Origin of the sequence: Microbulbifer bruguierae, assembly GCF_029869925.1 — a bacterium.
GTDB lineage: Bacteria > Pseudomonadota > Gammaproteobacteria > Pseudomonadales > Cellvibrionaceae > Microbulbifer > Microbulbifer bruguierae.
On the sequence record NZ_CP118605.1, the window covers coordinates 2570001 to 2590036 of the forward strand.

15 protein-coding genes are annotated in these 20036 nt (G+C 46.7%); 4 read left to right on the forward strand and 11 right to left on the reverse strand.

The features are described 5' to 3' along the window. Positions 1–529: 529 nt before the first annotated feature. From PVT68_RS10665 to PVT68_RS10700, 8 genes are all read right to left on the reverse strand, one after another. Positions 530–1537, reverse strand: coding sequence for a fumarylacetoacetate hydrolase family protein (locus PVT68_RS10665; RefSeq protein WP_280317862.1), 1008 nt, complete (start codon positions 1535–1537; stop codon positions 530–532). A 39-nt stretch (positions 1538–1576) separates the two neighbouring features. After that, positions 1577–2125, reverse strand: a complete 549-nt coding sequence (locus PVT68_RS10670) for a VOC family protein (RefSeq protein ID WP_280317864.1) — start codon at positions 2123–2125, stop codon at positions 1577–1579. A 25-nt stretch (positions 2126–2150) separates the two neighbouring features. Next, positions 2151–3245, reverse strand: a complete 1095-nt coding sequence (gene hppD, locus PVT68_RS10675) for a 4-hydroxyphenylpyruvate dioxygenase (protein WP_280317866.1) — start codon at positions 3243–3245, stop codon at positions 2151–2153. Between the two features lie 453 nt (positions 3246–3698). Next, a complete protein-coding gene (locus tag PVT68_RS10680; protein ID WP_280317868.1) occupies positions 3699–4436 on the reverse strand; it encodes a tyrosine-protein phosphatase in 738 nt (245 codons plus the stop codon). A gap of 127 nt (positions 4437–4563) precedes the next feature. Continuing rightward, positions 4564–6747 carry a GumC family protein gene (locus PVT68_RS10685; protein WP_280317869.1) on the reverse strand — a complete coding sequence of 728 codons (2184 nt, stop codon included), beginning with the start codon at positions 6745–6747 and terminating at the stop codon, positions 4564–4566. A gap of 8 nt (positions 6748–6755) precedes the next feature. Beyond that, entirely contained in the window at positions 6756–7304 is a 549-nt protein-coding gene (locus PVT68_RS10690) for a polysaccharide biosynthesis/export family protein (RefSeq protein WP_280317870.1), read from the reverse strand. A 25-nt stretch (positions 7305–7329) separates the two neighbouring features. Further along, complete coding sequence (locus tag PVT68_RS10695) at positions 7330–8544, reverse strand: outer membrane beta-barrel protein (protein ID WP_280317872.1); 1215 nt, start codon at positions 8542–8544, stop codon at positions 7330–7332. A gap of 51 nt (positions 8545–8595) precedes the next feature. Further along, complete coding sequence (locus PVT68_RS10700; RefSeq protein ID WP_280317874.1) at positions 8596–10008, reverse strand: undecaprenyl-phosphate glucose phosphotransferase; 1413 nt, start codon at positions 10006–10008, stop codon at positions 8596–8598. A 576-nt stretch (positions 10009–10584) separates the two neighbouring features. Here PVT68_RS10700 and PVT68_RS10705 point away from each other — a divergent pair. The 4 genes from PVT68_RS10705 (at position 10585) to PVT68_RS10720 (ending at position 16797) form a co-directional block, all read left to right on the forward strand. Further along, positions 10585–11247: a VOC family protein gene (locus PVT68_RS10705; protein WP_280317899.1), complete on the forward strand. Its 663-nt coding sequence runs from the start codon at positions 10585–10587 to the stop codon at positions 11245–11247. Between the two features lie 153 nt (positions 11248–11400). Continuing rightward, a complete protein-coding gene (locus PVT68_RS10710) occupies positions 11401–14079 on the forward strand; it encodes an AMP-binding protein (RefSeq protein ID WP_280317901.1) in 2679 nt (892 codons plus the stop codon). 61 nt (positions 14080–14140) lie between these two features. Beyond that, positions 14141–15781: an MBOAT family O-acyltransferase gene (locus tag PVT68_RS10715; protein ID WP_280317903.1), complete on the forward strand. Its 1641-nt coding sequence runs from the start codon at positions 14141–14143 to the stop codon at positions 15779–15781. Between the two features lie 53 nt (positions 15782–15834). Further along, positions 15835–16797 (forward strand): hypothetical protein, encoded by a 963-nt coding sequence (locus tag PVT68_RS10720; RefSeq protein ID WP_280317905.1) that lies wholly within the window; start codon positions 15835–15837, stop codon positions 16795–16797. Here PVT68_RS10720 and PVT68_RS10725 read toward each other — a convergent pair. The 3 genes from PVT68_RS10725 to PVT68_RS10735 are packed head-to-tail and all read right to left on the reverse strand — an operon-like array spanning position 16789 to position 19764. Next, positions 16789–18003 carry a sulfotransferase family protein gene (locus PVT68_RS10725; RefSeq protein WP_280317907.1) on the reverse strand — a complete coding sequence of 405 codons (1215 nt, stop codon included), beginning with the start codon at positions 18001–18003 and terminating at the stop codon, positions 16789–16791. The two genes, PVT68_RS10720 and PVT68_RS10725, sit on opposite strands and share 9 nt — an antisense overlap. 19 nt (positions 18004–18022) lie before the next feature. Then, positions 18023–19405: an oligosaccharide flippase family protein gene (locus PVT68_RS10730; protein WP_407666090.1), complete on the reverse strand. Its 1383-nt coding sequence runs from the start codon at positions 19403–19405 to the stop codon at positions 18023–18025. Beyond that, complete coding sequence (locus PVT68_RS10735; protein WP_280317911.1) at positions 19402–19764, reverse strand: hypothetical protein; 363 nt, start codon at positions 19762–19764, stop codon at positions 19402–19404. The genes PVT68_RS10730 and PVT68_RS10735 overlap by 4 nt, the downstream gene beginning before the upstream one ends. Positions 19765–20036: the final 272 nt, after the last annotated feature.

Consider the following 20036-nt stretch of genomic DNA (forward strand, 5'->3'; position numbering starts at 1 on the left):
CCGCTCCGAAACCCTTACAAATCAAGGTGTTCCGAAAGCCTCAACCACCTCTCGGTGATCTCGAGAAGGGCGCGCATTATATCGAGCTCTTCTCGCTTGGCAAGCTCTTTTTTTAGAGCTTTTTTCAGGCTTGAAACCAGGCTAAACAGCGCTGACTTTCAACTCCTGAAGGGCTGCCGGAGCCCTGCGGTGTCGCCTTGGCGACCCCGTCGAAGTGGCGCGCATTATAGCGACCTCCCCGACCTTGGCAAGCTGTTTTTTGAATTTCTTTTTCAGGGAAAACCCTTTGAAAATCAACAACTTATCCTGCCAACCTCGCCGCCTCTGCAGCGGTGAGGGCGCGAACTATACGTAGGCAGTCAGTGGGGCGCAAGCTCTTTTTTACAAAAAGTTTTTACCCCCTCGGTCAGTCCCCGAACCAGAACAAAACCCGACTTATTGCCGGAAAACCAGGAACAATATTTCAGGTTTCGCCTGATTCACCCAAATAGCTGGTGGACGACTGACTTCTTCCGAGGGTAATAGCAATTTAAGCCTGTTCAACCACCTGTTCGATGCGCCCGAAAACAGACTGGCCTTTGTCGTCCCGCATCTCGATCGCAATCTTGTCGCCAAACTGCATGAATACCGTACTCGGCTGGCCATTCTGGATGGTCTCGATCATACGGATCTCGGCGATACAGCTGTAACCAACACCACCTGCTGCCACCGGCTTACCGGGACCGCCGTCGAGCTTGTTGGACACAGTACCGGAACCAATGATGGTACCGGCGCCCAGCGGACGGGTCTTGGCCGCATGCGCTATCAGCTGGCCGAAGTGAAAGGTCATGTCGATACCCGCATTGGGTTCACCGAATTTCTCACCGTTCAGCTCGGACACCAGCGGCAGGTGCAGCTTGCCGGCCTGCCAGTGCTCGCCCAGCTGTGCCGGGGTGACGCACACCGGGGAGAAGGCGCTGGATGGCTTGGACTGGTAGAAGCCGAAGCCCTTGGCCAGCTCGTTCGGAATCAGGCCGCGCAGGGACACGTCGTTCACCAGCATCACCAGGCGGATGTAGCCGAGGGCATCTTCCGGGGAAACCCCCATGGGCACATCATCGGTAATCACCGCGATTTCCGCTTCGAAGTCGATACCGAAGCCTTCGCTCTGCGGCATCTTTACCGCCTCGCGCGGCGCCAGGAAGGTATCGGAGCCGCCCTGATACATCAGCGGGTCGGTCCAGAAGCTTTCCGGCATTTCCGCGTTGCGCGCCTTGCGCACCAGCTCGACATGGTTGACGTAGGCACTGCCGTCCGCCCAGTGATAAGCACGCGGCAGCGGCGAATGGCATTGCGTCTGATCGAAGGCTTCGCCCGCGATTTCTCCGCTGTTAAGTTTTGCGTGCAGATCTTCCAGCTGCGCGGACGTTTCCGCCCAGTTGTCCAACGCGCTCTGTAGCGTCGGGGCTATTTCTGCCGCGGACGTCATACGTGTCAGGTCGTCACTGACCACCACTAGATGGCCGTCACGACCGGATTTCAGGCTGGCTAACTTCACTGTGCCTTCCTCTTTTTCAATTCACGTCCCCCTGATGAATCAAGGGTCTAAAGGTTTGAATTCTTGGTCGCCGTGCATCCACGCCGCGTGGCGAGGTGCCTTCTTGGTGCGCGCCCATTCTTCCAGCATGCCTTCGGCCACCCGCTTGAGCTCCTTGTGCATCCCTGGCTTCGCGGTATTCGCGGCCAGCTCGATGCGATGCCCGTTGGGGTCGAAGAAGTAGATGGATTTGAAAATGGTATGGTCGGTGGGGCCGAGCACGTCGATACCGGCACCCTCGAGCGCCTGCTTCATCGCCAGCAGCTCGTCCATGCTCTCCACTTCCAGCGCAATGTGCTGCACCCATTGCGGGGTGTTTTCATCGCGGCCCATATCCGGCGAATTGGGCAGCTCGAAAAACGCCAGCACATTGCCCTGCCCTGCATCGAGAAATACATGCATGTAGGGATCCGGTGCCCCGGTAGAGGGCACCTTGTCTTCGGCGATGGCGAGCTGGAACTCCATGCCGAGGAGATCGCGATAAAACTCGACGGTCTCCTTGGCGTCGCGGCAACGGTAGGCCACGTGGTGAATGCGTTTGATAGCCATATCAGGCCTCCGGATGCGCGCCCAATCAGGCCGCGTCTTCTTTGCCTTTGCTGCCGATCACACCGCGCTGCAACTGGTCGCGCTCAATAGACTCGAATAATGCTTTGAAGTTGCCTTCACCGAAGCCCTCATCCTCTTTGCGCTGGATAAACTCGAAAAACACCGGACCCAGCATGTTGGCAGAGAAAATCTGCAGCAGCAGGCGTGGCTGGTCGCCATCAGTGGTGCCGTCCAGCAGGATGCCACGGGATTTCAGTTCTGCGGTGGGCTCACCATGACCCGGCAGGCGCTCTTCCAGCATTTCGTAATAGGTTTCGGGCGGCGGGGTCATGAACTGCATGCCCTGTGCTTTCAACCGATCCCAGCAGGCGACAAGGTCGTCACAGGCAAACGCGATGTGCTGAATGCCCTCGCCGTTGTACTTCATCAGGAACTCTTCAATCTGACCACCGCCACCGGCTGCCTCTTCATTCAGCGGAATACGGATCTTGCCATCTGGTGCCGTCATCGCTTTGGACAGCAAGCCGGTGTACTCGCCCTTGATGTCGAAGTAGCGGATCTCACGGAAGTTGAACAGGTCTTCGTAGTACTTGGCCCAGTAATCCATACGGCCGCGATAGACGTTGTGGGTCAGGTGATCCAGGGTGTGGAAACCGCAGCCCTCGGGGTGCTTGTCTACGCCTTCCAGCCAGTGGAAGTCGATATCATAGATGCTCTCACCTTCTTTATAGCGGTCAATCAGATAAAGGGTGGCACCGCCGATCCCTTTGATGGCAGGCAAACGCAGCTCCATCGGACCAGTTGCCACTTCTACAGGCTGCGCGCCCTTTTTGACCGCCTCATTGTAGGCAAGCGTGGCGTCTTTCACCCTGAACGCCAATCCACAGGCGGACGGCCCGTGCTCGCGGGCGTAGTAATCTGCGTGGCTACCCTTTTCATAATTGGTGACGAAGTTGATGTCACCCTGACGCCACAACGCCACATCTTTAGTGCGGTGACGAGCCACCTTGGTGAAGCCCATGGCCTCGAAAACGGTCTCCAGGATGCCTTTCTCCGGCGCAGTGAATTCAACGAACTCGAAGCCGTCCAGGCCCATGGGGTTCTCAAACAAGTCGGCCATGTAATCCTCCATTAATGGGATTCTTTATAGATGACTCAGCAATGCCGTAGTTCGCAACGGCGGTCTTGCTGGATTGAAATGGTTACATTCGCAACGAAATTTAGTTTCGCATGTAACCAATGTCAAGGGCGAGGCACCCCTTGTAGATGAAGTGATAGGACGGGAAAGACGAATCGATGGCTGAATTGATGACCAAATGTGGCCTTCAGGTCCAAAGCTAGAAAGGGGAGAGGCTAATCGTGTGCGAAAGACGGCAGCGGGAAGGGCCCAATCACAAGATCACCAGGACCAATATATAGATACAATAAATGCGAAACGGCAGCCCCCCCAGGCCAGAAAATTAGCTTTTAGCAAAAAAGCAAAAAAGCAAAAAAGATAGATGTTGCGAGCTTTGTATTCATCTGCCCTTACTTCTCTGCAACCTTTCGCATCATGCTATTAACTAGCCCCGACTTAAGCCAGCTGAAAAACGCGATCGCGAACAATCTTTTCCGGGTTCTCTCGAACCAATTCCCAGGATCCTTTCTCGCCGATTAGCCGCTCAGCCGCGCGCCGGCCTTCAGCGAGATCAGGAGGGCGCCGCTGTATGTGATGAGTGTCGGTAGCAAGCACGGTAGCCAGTCCACGCTTGAGAATTTCCTGAGCGCGCACGCGAGCTTGCTCACCAAACCGGCCAACCAACGCGCCGGCTGTAACCTGGAACAAACAGCCTGCTTGAACCAGTGGTTTTATCTGATCAAGGTCTCTTATAATGTCTTTGTTACGCTCTGGGTGAGCAATCATAGGGCGAATATTCTGCTTAACGAGCCAGCGAAGCAATTTGATCAGTCCCGCAGGTATGTGGCTGTGGGGCATTTCCAACAATACGAGAAGATCTCCCTCCCAGTACCCCAGTGCAGGCAACTGATTTGTTGATGCGAAGTATATTACCTCATCAGAGATCCGCACCTCTGCAGCCAGGGCAAATTGGATTCCAATTTTTTCCTTGGCTTTCAAGCGCTCAAGGAAACTCCGAAAAGCTTGTTGTATGGAAGTGGAGGTATTTGAATAGCGTCCCGGATGAATATGTGGCGTTGCCAGCATGTGAGTAATCCCATTTGCCGCCGCAGCCTGAACAAGCTCCAGACTCTGCTCAAACGATTTGGGACCGTCATCTATCCCGGGGAGAATATGGCTATGCAGGTCAATCATGGACGAATTCTATAGCATAGTTCGCCAGCTTTAGCTTTTACTGCCAATTAATTTGCCTATTACGCGACATTGATTCGGTTACAGGTTACGCCCTTTCACCATATTTATTAGAAAACAAAACCAGATTTTATTGGGTGTACTCAGGATAATAACCGTAATATTGATCTGCATAGCCCCCTCTCCGCTTCATTGCGACACTGTTTAGGATTACACCTTCAGGTTTTACACCCAGGCTCATCAGCCGGGAAATCCCCGCACGAATCACCCCTATCCTCGTATCTTCAGCACGCACTACATACAATAAAGAGCAGGCTATTTTTGAAATAACCAGCACGTCGCTTACCGCCTGAACCGGAGGAGTATCGATAATAATACGATCGTATTTTTGTCGTAGTTCCTTCATGACATTCTGAAACTGTGACGAACCAAGAAGTCGCTGGGGGTCTTCTGGTCGGATTCCCGCCGGTATAATATCGACACCACTTTTTTTGTCCCGAAGAATACATTCTTCGATGGAAAAACGACCAGACAAAAGATCCGCTAATCCAGGCCGACTAGGGGCCACTTCAAATCTGCGACCAAGGGAAGGACGTCGCATATCAGCATCAATCAAGAGCACCTTCTCAAGTTGCCCCAAAGAAAACGACAAATTGATGGATATTGTGGTTTTTCCCTCTGAAGGTGCCGAAGAGGTAATGCAAATCACCTCGGCTTTATTATCAAACCTAGATAACACCACACCGGTACGTAATGACCGGATCGCTTCTGAAAATTGCCCATGGGCTCCATCAAAATAACTATACAAGGGTAAGCCATTGTCATCCACCGATGACACTTCGGGTACGATCCCCAAAAGTGGTAATCCCAATTTCCGACCAACGTCCTGCGGATCACGTATGCCGCTCTTTAAAAGCTCTAACAGCACGACGACCGCCACACCGAGGCCAGCGCTCATGACGCATGCAAATAATACCAATAGACGCTTTTTAGTCGCCAAGGGGCGGCGCGGCGTAACAGCGGGATCTACTAGACGCGCCGTCTCTGCATCATAACCAGAAACTTCCCTGGTTTCTTTAAACCGTGTAAGGAAGGTATTGTAGAGTTGTCGATTGACTTCAACCTCTCGCTTTAATTCATCGTATCGAATTTCTTTTTGCGCAACTACTTGTAAATCAGACTTAGCTCCCGTGAGCTCAGCTTCAAGCGTAAGAACTTTTTCTCTGCCCTGCCGGTAATCAATCTCGATACTTGCGACAAGCTTTCTCAATTCGCTACTCAATTGCGCTTGAGCCCTTTCCAGCTCATCTTGCGCAGCCTGCATCGTTGGGTGTTTGGGACCATAACGTCGGGCCAGCTCGGTGACCCCTAGCCGCGCACTTGTTTCCGCCTGTCGAGCTGTTTGAATCAAAGGGTGATTGAGAACTTCTGGTTGATTCAGCAATGACGCTTCCGGAAGGTCTTTTCTGCGAACTTGGTCATACAACAACCTGAGTTCTTTAAGCTCCCTCTTCGCCTCCAACAATTGATCCATGGTTTCATTGAGCTCCTGTGAAGCTAGCCCGCGAACCCCCTGGAGATCCACCAGATCCTCCTGTTGCTGAAAATCATTAAGTGCTCGCTCGGAAGACTCTAATTTTCCTCTCAAACCCTCAAGCCGCTCACTCAGCCAACTAGTCGCCTTTTCCGTAACATCCTTACGTACACTATTTTGCTCAGCAATATAAGCATCGGCGACCGCGTTCGGAATCGAAGCTGCCAGTTCCGGAGAATAGCTCTCATAGGTTAGCTTGATTAACTGAGTATTTCGGACAGGTGATACCCTTATACTATTCGCGATAAGGTTGACAATTCCCTCACGCTTTTGACGGGACCGTATTTCTGGGTCTATTTCGGGTCTTTCAGTCTCCAAACCAGCCCAACTTTTTACCTTTTCCGTTAACGTTGGTATTCGCGGACGATTGAAGACCGGATGATTTTCAAGATCCAAAGCATACACAACACGCTCAGCGATGCCGCGTGACTGCAACATCTCCACTTGCGTCATCAAAAATTCGCGACGCTGCGCTCCGGCTTCATATACATCCCGAATGGACACGAGATTAGCCTGCCCTGCACCCAGTAATAGGGTAGAGGTAGCTTGATATCGGTTCTGGATATTTTGAACTGAGAAATATGCTGCGGTGGTAACCGCTATTGCAAATATTGCTATGTACCACTTTTTTGCATATACAGCGAAAAACAGAGCGACAAAATCAATATTGCCAAATGGCGAGGTCTCAGCCTCGTCTGTGGCATGCGTGTGCTTCTCCATACTTATGCTCAGAAGAACCCCTGCTCTATGGTTACTACGTCGCCGGGCCTAAGCTTGGTTGACATACTGGCCCTTTTTCTTTTGTCTTCAGATTCACCTTCTCGGATAAGGAATATCCTATTTTCCGAACCACGCTCAGTCATTCCTTGAGCCAGGGCAGCAATTTTTCCTACGGTAAGCCCAGGTTGATAAGTGTAGCCACCAGGCGACTGTACCTCGCCATATATAAATACAGGGCGATACTGCGTGACAGAAACTGTGACATTCGGATTGATAAGATAATCGTCCTTAAGCCCTTTTACTATTAATGCTTCAAGCTCGGATGGCGTTAGGCCACTAATTTTTATTTCACCCAAAAATGGATAATTGATGTTCCCCGATTCAGCCAGCATAACATCAAAATTTAGATCATTTTCGCCGTAAACGCGAATCGAAATCCTATCACCAGCATTCATACGGTACTCTGTGCTATCAGCAACAGCTTCTCCAATTATTAAGACGGCGAAAAAAATTAGAGTAAAAATCTGCGCAGGCAACTTAAAGATATTCATCAACATATTTTTCTTCTTAAATCATTGCGCACTAAAGCGGTGCCTCTATTCCAAGAATATAGCGATTATTTTCCAGATCGGCACCGGTTGCTGACGAATGGTTTTCAAGCTTAGATACACCAAGACTGAGCCTAAGCCAGTCCACAGGTAGGTACTCAATAGTGAAACTGGAACGAAACACTTCATCCAAACGATCTTCGCCAACGAACTCACCCGTAGTCCGACTATACGAGAGAACACTGTTTAAATTCCCCACCCACTGATGAGACCAGGAAAATACGTTACTTTTTACATCAATAAAATCTGCAACTCCAAAAGACTCCTGAACGTTTTTCCCTGTCGTTACCGACAAAGTACTATAGCTCTTTGGACTCCATGAAGCTGTCAAATCCCAGCGGGGCCCTTCAAAATCCTCGCGCTCACCAGCAGCGAACGCCCTATTCAGACGGCCCGCCCTAAGCAATACACGAGTTTTTGGCAGCCGGTACTCTCCTGTGGCCAATACAGTCCATTCGTCACTATCGCGGTTAGGTGTTGTAGTCGCGACATCAGCGTAATCAAGGGCCCGCTCAGTAACCTGCAAACCAAGAATAAACTGATCGTTCAGTGAATAATTGGAGCTGAATATAGAATATACGTCGGTAAACTCGCGGCTAGGATCCTGAAACTCATAGTTCCGCTGCCCCTGACGGACCGCTGCCTGTAACCTCCCACCCTGGCGTCCAAACATCAACGCAACCTCTGCACTCGGTTGGCGAGTTCTATCAGCCTCGATCAAAATCGGGTCCAAACTACCGTCGGCAGCTCCTGAAACAGACTGAGCCAGGTTCAAATAACTGCCGGAAATCTGTACTTCAAGGAAAGAAAGTGCTCGCCACTGCCAATCAAGATTCACTGCGTAATCACTAAAGGATTGTCGTGTGCCGTTCCGATAGTAGCCACGCGTCATCAAAAAACTGCCAGACAGACTTGAGGCTCTTCCCTCTCGCTCCCATCTCACATTCGGAGAAATTCGAGTGACCCAGTCGCCTTGTCCGTTTTCTGCGGCAAGGAAAACATTATCATCATACTGAGCTTCAACCCTGGCACTGCTCGTAAGTTCGATATTACCAGGCAAATCAATTGTGATGGCATTTGCGGACTGCCCCATCATTGAAAATACACATAAAATCGCGGACCCGGTCCAGAGAACACTTTTTCTACTGTCGAGCCCTGAAGATAACACTTTAGCGGCTTCCACTTTCATATTTATATACCGCTCTCTTTCTCGCTTGTCATATTTGACTAGGAATGACGGCTAATAAGCATTCTTATGATAAAAACCACGACAAATGGTCAAAAACACAATACGCAGATCAAGAAGTATTGACCAGCGACGGATATACTCAAGATCGTACTCAACCCGGCGACTCATTTTATCCAGCGTATCGGTTGCGCCCCTGAAGCCTTTGATCTGCGCCAAGCCCGTAATACCTGGTTTAACTTTATGCCGAAGCATGTAGCCATTAACCAGACTTCGATACTCTTCATTGTGAGCAACCGCATGCGGTCTCGGTCCCACTATCGACATAGTTCCCTGCAATACATTAAAAAACTGTGGCAGCTCGTCGAGGGAAGTTCGACGTAATATGTTACCTAAGACCGTGACCCTCTGATCTCCATCTTTGGCCTGTACAACTTTATCGCCATCGTCCATAACGGTCATACTGCGGAACTTCCATACATAAATGGTGCGACCATCCAAGCCATAGCGCCTCTGCTTGAAGATAACCGGTCCAGGGGAAGAGCACTTAACTGCTACCGCTACAAGCAACATTATCGGAGAAATCAATGCAAGAATGACAGATGCCAGCACTAGATCTTCGAGGCGCTTTAACCAACCGTCAAACCCCTGTATCGGAGTATCAAATACACTGAGAAGGCTGCTACTTCCCACTTGGTGCCAGCGCGCATGAAGCATTTTCGCTACAAAGAAGTTAGGGAGGATATGAACGGTGGCTGTTGTATCGGAAAATTTATCGAGAGTTTCGCTAATGATGTCTTCTGCCCGCATCGGCAATGCTATGAACACAACATCAAGCTCACCCGCGCGCCCTTTAGAAACCGCCTCATCAACCGTCCCAAGGACAGGAAATTTGCTTGTATCATCCAAGTGAGAAGTATGGTCGTGAAATCCCTCAACGCTATAAAACCCATTTACATGGATACCCAGCTGTGGGTTCGATGCGAGATCTCTGGCAAGCTTATACCCAGATTCAGTGCAGCCGATAATGACAGCACTACGCGTATTGCGGCCTCTGAGTCGAATCGAAAACAATATCTGCCGCATACAAAAACGCCAGAATGCCAGACCGAATAAAGTAAATGTCAGCCATGCTACCGCTGCAGGTCGCATATAATCGGTAGCAAAAGTATTAAAAGAAAATTCAAGAAGAATTAAAAATATACAAACCGCAACCCAAGCTACAGTCACAGTTCCAAAAATTCGAAGGTAAGTTTCACCTCGCCACGACCGATACAACTCAACGGACTCAGCAATAAATGCGAAGCCGACCGCGGCCAACAGCCCCGCTATCACCCAATCTTTACCTGGATTTACCTCAAAATAAGTAAGACTTGCATAAAGAATACCCAGAATAAGCAGCACATCGAACAAGCGATACAGCGCCGTTATTCCGCTCTGACGACTGCGGATCCATCCCTGTTCCACGAGAACCCCCTCATTAGGCAAGGCCTAGCGGCCTTAAACTATTCCTTGTAATACCCCGTATCGCAATTCGGGCCAAAGGCCTTCAGAGTGACGCAATAATTCCATTGCTTGCTTATTACACCCCTACAACTGCGACCTTATAATGACAATGCATATACTGGGCCGACTTTCCATGCGTTGCGGTTTTTTTGTAATGGGGCTAAAGCCTTTTACTGAAACAATCCAGCGAACAATGATTATCCGCCCAAAATGTGAAGCTACTCAACTAAATTTGTCGCATTTCTCAACGTGAGTCTCAACTAATCCTTTATTGGCGCAAAAAAACACTAAATATAGACCTCGATATATCGATAAATGAAATTTCCGCCAGTCTTGAGCATTTAGCTCACCATTGCGGAACACTATAGAGTGCATCGTGCACACTTTTGATCATACGTTTCAAAATCCACTAACTTTTGTGTATTGGGTCTCGGTATTTTTTTGTTGACATTATTTTGAGCGCTGCCATATTGGTTCCCGTTTGCCGCATAGTTCGCGGAACAGGGGCTAATTTTTCTACTTTGGGGGAGACAGGGAATGTCGAAAGTCAGCAGAGTTGACCATATTGCGTATGCCGTCGCGGAAGGGATGATCGAGAAGTGGGCCTGGTATCACATAGAAGTCGAGGGTGGAAAACTCACCAAGCGCGTAGATGATGTGCGTCCGGATGATCCCGATAGCAGCATGAAGCTCTGGTGTATCGATTTCGAATCTTTTGGCGTGGTATTAGTCGAGGGCATAGATAGAAATAAGAAAAGTCAGGTAACTGCCTTCGCCGATTGCCACGGTGACCACAGCGTCCAGCATATCGCTTTTGATACAATGAACCTAGAACAGTTCGTTTCTCACGCGATTTCAAAAGGCGTAAATCTGCGGGGTAAGCAGCTCGTCAATAATGATGGGTTTGGGGAACTTAAGCAGTTGTTCGGAAAAGGATACGCAAAACAAAACGCTGCAGTAATGTCTTTTCCTGAATACGTTGAACGCCCAAAGCAAGGCGTCAGCATGAGCACTAGCGTGCCCCAAAATACCGGTAAAAACTTTTATCAACGGATCGAACACGCACGCAATACTGGCGACCAATCTACACTCATCGATTTCTCGCTAATGCCTTCGGACTGGATACCAGAATCAAGCCAAGGTGTTAAAAAAAGCAGCTCTTCCAAGCCCATAAAACACGAAGAAGCGACTCCAGCATAACCAACGTCTTACGAGTAGCGTCGACACTATATAGCTTTAATTTTGCAAAACCCAATGCCATGTTCCGATCAGACACGGGGCATCGGCGCCTCAATTCAAGATGACGCAATAAACGCATCGCATATAGTCAAAAGATATGTGAAAGGTACACCGGTGAATAACGTACAGGAACCAAGAGCGCAAAGTACTAAATTTGTGCACGATAAACTCGCACTTCATGATTCCGAAATTCCGGTAATCAGACGCATAGAGCACCAAGCCAAGAAAACACCAGATAAAATTGCAGTTTTTTATGGCAGAAAACAAGTTTCTTATGCATCTCTAATATCTTTTGCGAAACGATCGGCTCTAGAATTAAAGGAATTCGGTGTAGTACGGGGTTCGCGCGTAGCAGTATTGATGCATCCGGCACCAGATCTGATTTGGAGCCTTTTAGGAATCCATATGCTGGGTGGGACTTATGTCCCGATTGACCCTGGATTTCCCGTTACAAGAATCAGGATGATTCTCGAAGATGTAGAACCTGCAGCGATTATTTGCACCAAAGAGAACCTATCTACTCTTAGGTCTGTGCTCCCAGACCCATATCGACGCCTTCTTTATCCTTCTAATTTTTCAAAAAAGATAGAACAAGGTCAAATCGACAAATTTGTCCCGTATCCGGTAGAACTTGAAGATGAGTCTCATATCTTCTTCACCTCCGGGACTACTGGACGCCCAAAAGGAGCTATTTCAACACATAGAAACTTGGCTCATGGCATGTCATCTTCCGCTGCCTGTTTTGAGTTCACAAGTGAGCATGGAATTTTTTCCGTTGCGGGATCGTCCTTTAGTATTAGTACTTTTGAGTTGCTTAGCTTGCTGGCCTGCGGTGGTTATACGGCTATCGCACAAAGATCGGATATTCTCGATATTGAAAAGTTATTCGAGTCCGCTCGACAAGCTTCCGTATGGCATTTTGTCCCCACCTTACTTGCGAGACTAATTGAATACATAGAGCAAACACCCGAAAGGGTTTCAGCGCTCAATAACCTCCAGCGTATATTAACCGGTGGTGACAATGTTCCACCCGATCTACTCAGTAAAATCCGACTTCTCCTTCCCGAAGTAAAGTTATACGTTAACTACGGCGCAAGCGAAACCAATTGCATGGTTACATATTGGCCCGTGCAGGAAAAAACTATCGGCAAGACCAAAATTGGCATCCCTCAAAAAAACGTAAATCTTCTTGTGCTTAACAAAAAATATAAAGAGGTATCTCCGGGCAATATTGGAGAACTATATGTGGATAGCCCTGGCGTTATTATGGGATACATGCATCGCGAAGACCTGAATCAAGAAAAGTTTTTAATACGAGAAGGAAGTCGCTTCTTTGCAACTGGAGATATGGTCCGAGTAGACGAAAACGGCTTATATGAAATGCTTGGTCGAGAAGACTTTCAGATACAACTCAATGGCAACCGGATAGAGCTACTTGAGGTTGAAAGCATTATTAAACAAGTTTCTGGAATTAAAGACTGTGTAGTTGCAGTCAAGAATATCGGCAACATAAAAACGCCAACCTTAACAGCTTTCGTTGTACCAAGTAACCAGAGCCGCCCATCGCTAAATGAAATTAAGACTTTTGTAAAAGATCTCCTACCCAGCTATATGGTTCCATCTCTCTATCTTGAACTTTCCAAGATACCAACAAATCATAATGGTAAAGTTGATCGAGCAAATCTTCCCGATCCAGGAAATTGCGAAATTCTCCAATCCAGCGAAGATGAACCTCTTCAAGGATCCGTCGAACAAAGTATCGCCAACACCTGGGAAAACCTGCTGGCAGGATCTTCAATCCACGCGAACAGCGACTTCTTTGAACTAGGTGGAGACTCCATTACTGCAGTTAGGGCTATGGCAAGGATTTCAGAAGATCTAGGTTGTCGCCTGACGATAGCAGATATCGTCAAAAATACTACGGTAAGAGCCCTTGCATCCAAAGTATCCCAGCAATTATCAACTCCTAATTCACCGCATGACGATAAGAGCAACGATATACCAGGATGTCAATTACTCAAAAAGGGTCACTCAAATCTTCCTCCACTTTTGTTAATAAATGGTGTAGTCGAGTATCTAGACCTGGTGAAAGAACTGCGTACCGATAGATCAGTTTACGCAGTTTATTTACCTGAAGAAGTTGATCTCATAGTTAATGGTGCAAAGTCCAATGCCATTGCTCGAACCAGCTCTATTAAAGATATAACAAAGCTATATCTATCAATTATAACTACGCTACAACCTACCGGCCCCTATTTTCTGGCAGGAAAATCTTATGGCGGGATCATCGCCATTGAAGTTGGAAGAGAACTCGAAAGCCAGGGACACAGTGTAGCTTTTACTGGATTACTCGATACGGTTGTGCCGGAAGCTTTTACTTCCCATAAAAAAATTGCATTTCGAGTACTCAACCATATTAAGTGCACTTTACACGAAGGGCCTAGTTATTTGGTGTCGCGAATCAAACTACGCTATTTCGGCCGCAATAAACATAAAGGCTCTTCACTCGATACATTCCAGGCGAAAAATGATGGGCTTGACAATGTACGCGTCCGTCATAAAGTGCGGAAAAACGCGATTTTAACTACGCGGTTATCTCCAGTTAAGACGCCGCTAACGCTTATCAAAGCGCGCGATAGAAAATATCTATACGGTGAACAGCCATCTAAAGATCTAGGATGGACGAAATACAGCAGTCAACTTACTGTCTACGAAGTACCCGGCGATCACCATTCAATTTTGATGGCTTCACATGTAGACAAAGTTGCCCGGCATATTGAAGCACACATTTAAGGATGCCGGGAAATGCTAATTCTGCAGAATAACTAAAACTTAAATACGGCGTTTATCTTAAGTGCTTTTCAATTCTATCCCATTTATCTTAGTGTTTTTGCCCGCGGCGCTCATCGGATTCTATGCACTGCGGAGATTGGATTTATTCCGCATATCTCTTGCTTGGCTTTCTGTCGTCTCACTATTTTTTTACGCTTGGTGGAATCCAAAATACTTATTTCTGCTTCTATTCTCGATTATTGCAAACTTTTTCCTTGGAAATCTAATTGCATCATCACCTCACAAAAGATTTTTTTTAATCACCGGCATTGTAGGTAATTTATTTGCGATTGCGATATATAAATACCTTGGCTTTTTTGCTGTCAGCGTTTCGTATCTGACCGGAACTTCAATTTCCATTCCCGATCTTATATTGCCCTTAGCGATTTCCTTTTTTACATTCCAGCAAATTGCTTATCTCGTAGACACTCATCGGACAGGACGTGCAGAAAAACAATTCGACAAATACTTATTGTTTATCTCATTTTTTCCACAGCTAATTGCCGGACCAATTGTTCATCATAGGGAAGTATCCCAACAGTTTAACCAATTGGCCATTGGTAACGTTCATGTTGAAAAAATAAACGCTGGTATATTTTTGTTTGTTATTGGGCTAGCCAAAAAAGTACTTATAGCAGATCAGCTGGCCCCATATGCAACACCTGTGTTTTCAGCCGCGGACGCCGGGTCATACCCATCATTTCTGGAAGCCTGGGGAGGATTACTTGCCTATTCATTCCAGTTATATTTTGATTTCAGCGGATACGCGGACATGGCAGTTGGGCTTGCCAAAATGTTTGGGGTTGAATTACCCATTAACTTTAACTCGCCTTATAAATCAAAGAATATAATTGATTTTTGGCGTCGTTGGCACATTACCCTATCGCATTTTTTAAGGGACTATCTATATATTCCCTTAGGTGGAAGCCGAAGTGGATCAAAAAACCTAAACCTTTTGATTACGATGCTGCTGGGCGGTTTATGGCATGGTGCGGGGTGGAATTTTGTGATTTGGGGCGGGTTGCACGGAGCTTTTCTCGTAATAAATCATCAGTGGCTATATGTCAAATCATTAATAAGTTCGTTTTTTTTGGCGCGCTTTTCCGGTTTCTCAAACTCAGGAGGCTTTTCCGCCCCAGCCCCTTACCTACCGTATCAATCCAGTGATGAGAATATAAAGCAGCAATCCAGAACTCGATTCACCCTACCCTCATTTATTGCCGATACTCCGGGAATAATTACAACTTTTATCGCAGTATCCTTAGCATGGATATTTTTTCGCTCTGCATCCCTGGATGGGGCATTGTCCATGCTTGGAGGTGTTTCAGGGCTTCATGGACTAGTGCTGCCAAATCAGATTTTTAATATCGCTCCTGACATAATTTCGGAGTTCGCTCAAACATCGCCCAACATGTCAATAGGGGCCTTTCCTCACATCAGTGGATTCGGCGTTATTTTTCTGGCCATGTTATTGGCATTTTTTACACCAAATTCAAACCAGTTATCCGATTGGATATTCCCAGCGCAAGAGAATCGGGACAGCTCTAAATACACTGCCCCGCTCTCGCTCGTAGTCATGGTGGTTACCGGAGTCCTATTTTTGGTTTGCGTTAAAATAATTGCAGTTTCTCCGGACAGTGAATTCCTCTACTTTAATTTCTAATAAATATGCGACATATCGGTGCTTTTTCTTTAGGCGTTACCCTAGGTATTGTATTGCTTGTACTACTGTTTTTGATACAAGAGGGAACCCCAACGTCGAGTTCGAAATGGGCATTCGACCTATATCAAGTTAAGGAACTACATGCAGCACAAAGCGATTCGCCCAAGTTATTGATCGTTGCGGGATCCAATAGTCTTTTTGGCATTTTTTCCAATGAGCTCGAAGAAAACTTTAATTTACCAACGACAAATTTCGGAATTCATGCGGGTCTCGGTTTACGCTACCTTTTGGAACGCAGTAAGCGCTCTCTAGACAAGGGCGATATCGTGTACCTTCCCTTGGAATACGCCCTCTATCAGGATGATTATTCACCATCTGCGCAATTAATGGACTTTCTTATTGCACGCGACCCTACATACCTTCACTCCCTACCGTTAACACAGCAAATATTGGGGTATGCTAATGTTTCTTTTGAGCGATTATTCGAAGGACTGCGTGGTGGTAGTAACACGTATCAAGGGCGCTCTTCGAAAATTTACAATGTAAGTAACGTCGACACGTCCGGAAATCAGACAAACAATTCCGTCGAAGACGCCGCGGCTTTCACAGAAAAGCTAAGCCGCCTAACACCCAAGGATATAGGTAACGGAGAGATTTCAAAATACTCAAGAGAGATTCTGCATGAATATTTTGAATGGGCCAAAGAAAATAATATTTGTATTATTGGAGCCCCTCCAAATCTAATGAAGTTTGACGAGTATAACTCTGAGGAATTTGTATTTTTCTTTGAAAATGTTAAAAAATTCTATAACGAAGAAAATGTTACGTTCTCGGGGGATCACAATGACTACCTGTTTTCCAGAGACTTTTTTTTCGATACTGAATATCATTTGAATAAAAAAGGGGTTGCATTGCGCACCCAATTGACCATATCCGATCTTGGAGAAAATTTGTCAGCGCTCTGCAATTTACAACCAGGTGAGAAACTGGCTGGAGGCGGTTTACTGTTAAATTGATCTTCGATTACCCAATATCAATGCAATTTTTCCAACCATACGATTTAACACGCCAACACCCAGTTTAAGATCAGGATCTACGGTCACAGGCTTACCTCGGAAAAACCTTAATACAATTCTTCCGATTGCCTCTAGGAAGTTTTCGATTCGCTTAGATGGCTTTTTCCCAAGGGGTATATCCCCCAATACCACATCAGGACATAACTTAAAGGCGTCACCTATTGACGCTGGGTAGGGCTCCGGACTAGCACTGTATCTAATACCTTTTTTAGCGCAGCTAATTACATGTGATTCGTTAGCAACCCCAAAATTTTCTCCTAATGGAAATACTTTAATGTCTCGCACTGGCTTTACTGGAGCAGGATAACCTAAGTCCTCTAAAGCCTCCCAGCAAATCAATGAAGCTGTTCGAGCCAAATCTAAATCAAGACTTGAACGCCATGAGTAAATATTTTCAGCGGTAATTTTTTTATCAATATCCTTTTTCCAGGTTTCCGAAGCAACCCTTACATCGTTCGCATTTGAACGATCAAGCATTGAAGGCTCAAACTCTTCTCCTATAAACTTACATATAGTCTCGACCTCTTGACGCGGCTGGAGCACTAGATCTTCATATCGAACGGTCATACTATCTACATCCGTCCCGAAAAAATGGTCAGTTTTTGAATACACTGCTGCCCAGCGATAAAACTCACCGATCATCGACTCAGATAAGCCGATATTTTTTATTACGGATGGTACTGAATCTCGCGGATCTCTAACAATTCTAAGTATTTTTGCCTTTGGAAATAATTCTCGAATTAATTCGACATAAAACAGATGCCTAGGAGTTTTTTCCGCCCAGCGCGCCTTGCCCCTCGCATTTGCAAGTGCTCCAGGTAAAGCAGAATAAATGGACCTCACAGACGAGCCCTGCGCTAGTAATTGAGCATGCAATAAATCACTTGTTAAACCAAAATGACTCGCAAGACTTTTTCCATCTGGATATTTTATGCATTCCAGTCGCTCTACTGCCAGGCTCGCCCACTCTTTATTCGAAGCAATTCCTTCAGCTTGCTCTACCGGTATTGCCCGAAAAAGATCGGTTTCCGGTCCACACGCAATTCGACTGTGACTACCAATAATAGCTGAAAGCAACGACGTACCAGATCGCGGTGGGCCAACAATAAATATAGGGGAAGAAAAATCCGTATCATTTATATCCATAACTACTACTGATTAATACTTAGTTGACAACATAGCTAGTCAGCCATGTAAAAAAGTATCCTGCTGCAACGCCGGGCACTATGAAAGAAGTATACGCAATCTCTCGATATACACTCATCAAGCCCGCCTTATATTTTAAGTACAGCTGCAAAGGAATAATAAAAATTGGGTATACACCAAGAAATACCACGGCTCCAATAAGGTCGTAGCTAAACAATGCAAATGGAAGGCCAATCGTTAACAGTAGTGCTCGGGACAATGCAACTGACATCATTTTCTTTGGCTCACCTTCAGCTTGATAGTAAAGACCTAGGCCTCTATATCGATCTGCTATTAGCCCGAGAGACAGAAAAGATAAAAATATCCCGGCCTGACTGTACCGTTCATCGTACAACAGTCGAACAATTTGATCGCCCGAAACAACCAGAAAGCCGCAAAGGCTACAGATAACAAAATCTAGCGGCAAACGGAAACGGTAATACATATCGGTGCAGTCGCTGCTTTCACGCAATTTTCGACTCATCGCCGGATACATCACTTTTTGCATGATTGTATTCAGCGCTCCTCTGACTGAACCCACGATAAATACCGCTATTGAGTAGATCCCCATTTCGTGAGCATTGATATCGAAACCGAGAATAATTCTGTCACCGTTAAGCACCCAATAGCTCAACAGCGACGTGAAAAAAATCCATTTACCAAAGTGAAAAATCTGCTTCGCATATCCTCTATCCCACTGCCAAGAGTTTCCTACACCCGATAAACAAATGTTCTCAGCTGTAATTCGCACAACACTGGAGATGACCGTACCAGCGACAAGCGCCCACACACTGGGTGAGTAGCTAGCCCATAAAATCATGGCAACAATTCCGATGATTTGAGTCATCAAATCAATTGCTGTAATTCTACCCAGCTGCAAATCACGGTTAGCGACAGCCGTTTTTGTTGGTCGAAATCCACTAATAACCAAACTGCTCGCCAGAATAGCAAGCACTATAGGTAGGTCAGGGTGAGAATACACATTAGTGGACGATCCATTTGGCCCTACTATCCACAATGTAAGGGCGAATCCCCATACAATGGCCGCAAGTGATACTCCTCGTAGTATTTGCAATGCCCAGGCCGTGTTCAAAAAAGGCTGCTCTACGCCATCCTTATTTTGAATAATACTCTTGTTGATACCCATATCCGTGAGCATCTGCACCCCAGCCACCACTACATTAGCTAGAGCCATCAAACCAAACATTTCCGGGGCCAGTAACCTGGTCATCACAAGGTTACTTCCGAGTCGAAGTATCTGCCCGGCAGCGTAACCAGCAAAGACCAGAATAGAGGCGTGACGTAGCCTACGGCTACTAAATTCGGAGCTCTGGACAGCGCCAACTTCTGCAACCGAGCTCATCTAACTACACCTTCAAAATGATCGACGTTATAAACAAATCCATTTATTCCATTTTCGATGTGTTCACGAGTGTATCGAATAGTCATGTCGACTAATGGGCGAACACGGGAAAAAGCCATTATGGCAATATTGACTGCTTTGGGGTCACGAAAGCGGGTTTTCAATAACTTTGCCCTTGGTAAGGCATGATTTATCCGCAGCCGACTAACGACTTCTCTTGCACCAGCTTGGTTCATACACTTAGTAGAGGATACGTTAGTGACCGTATGGACGGTGTTTGGCAGCACTTTTGCAGAAGTAGCGGCAACCTGGCAGCGGCCCTTAAGAGAGGGCAGTGGAAGTGCGAAAGTGATGTTCATCCGTGATTTCACCTTTTGACTGAACAGTAATTTTATCGCCCTTGGTAACAAGGTGTAAATCATCGTTATTGTTTCGTTTTTTATAGATCATTTTCCCAATATCACACATTGGTCACATTTTTGCTGATTTATCCGTCTTGTCTTCTGGTTTATCATCATCAGCAATTCATCAATTTTTCGTAACCTTATCGACAACTTTTCGCGCTCAGGGTTGTCTACTGCTATCGATGAATATCACGCCAATGCGGTATTTAACACACGAAGCTTTGTCG

What these genes read in the sequence shown, in the direction of transcription:
- PVT68_RS10705 (WP_280317899.1), top strand. Translation starts at nt 10,585, where the DNA reads ATGTCGAAAGTCAGCAGAGTTGACCATATTGCGTATGCCGTCGCGGAA.
- PVT68_RS10725 (WP_280317907.1), bottom strand. Translation starts at nt 18,003, where the DNA reads ATGGATATAAATGATACGGATTTTTCTTCCCCTATATTTATTGTTGGC.
- PVT68_RS10680 (WP_280317868.1), bottom strand. Translation starts at nt 4,436, where the DNA reads ATGATTGACCTGCATAGCCATATTCTCCCCGGGATAGATGACGGTCCC.
- PVT68_RS10685 (WP_280317869.1), bottom strand. Translation starts at nt 6,747, where the DNA reads ATGGAGAAGCACACGCATGCCACAGACGAGGCTGAGACCTCGCCATTT.
- PVT68_RS10735 (WP_280317911.1), bottom strand. Translation starts at nt 19,764, where the DNA reads ATGAACATCACTTTCGCACTTCCACTGCCCTCTCTTAAGGGCCGCTGC.
- PVT68_RS10695 (WP_280317872.1), bottom strand. Translation starts at nt 8,544, where the DNA reads ATGAAAGTGGAAGCCGCTAAAGTGTTATCTTCAGGGCTCGACAGTAGA.
- PVT68_RS10730 (WP_407666090.1), bottom strand. Translation starts at nt 19,405, where the DNA reads ATGAGCTCGGTTGCAGAAGTTGGCGCTGTCCAGAGCTCCGAATTTAGT.
- PVT68_RS10670 (WP_280317864.1), bottom strand. Translation starts at nt 2,125, where the DNA reads ATGGCTATCAAACGCATTCACCACGTGGCCTACCGTTGCCGCGACGCC.
- PVT68_RS10690 (WP_280317870.1), bottom strand. Translation starts at nt 7,304, where the DNA reads ATGTTGATGAATATCTTTAAGTTGCCTGCGCAGATTTTTACTCTAATT.
- hppD (WP_280317866.1), bottom strand. Translation starts at nt 3,245, where the DNA reads ATGGCCGACTTGTTTGAGAACCCCATGGGCCTGGACGGCTTCGAGTTC.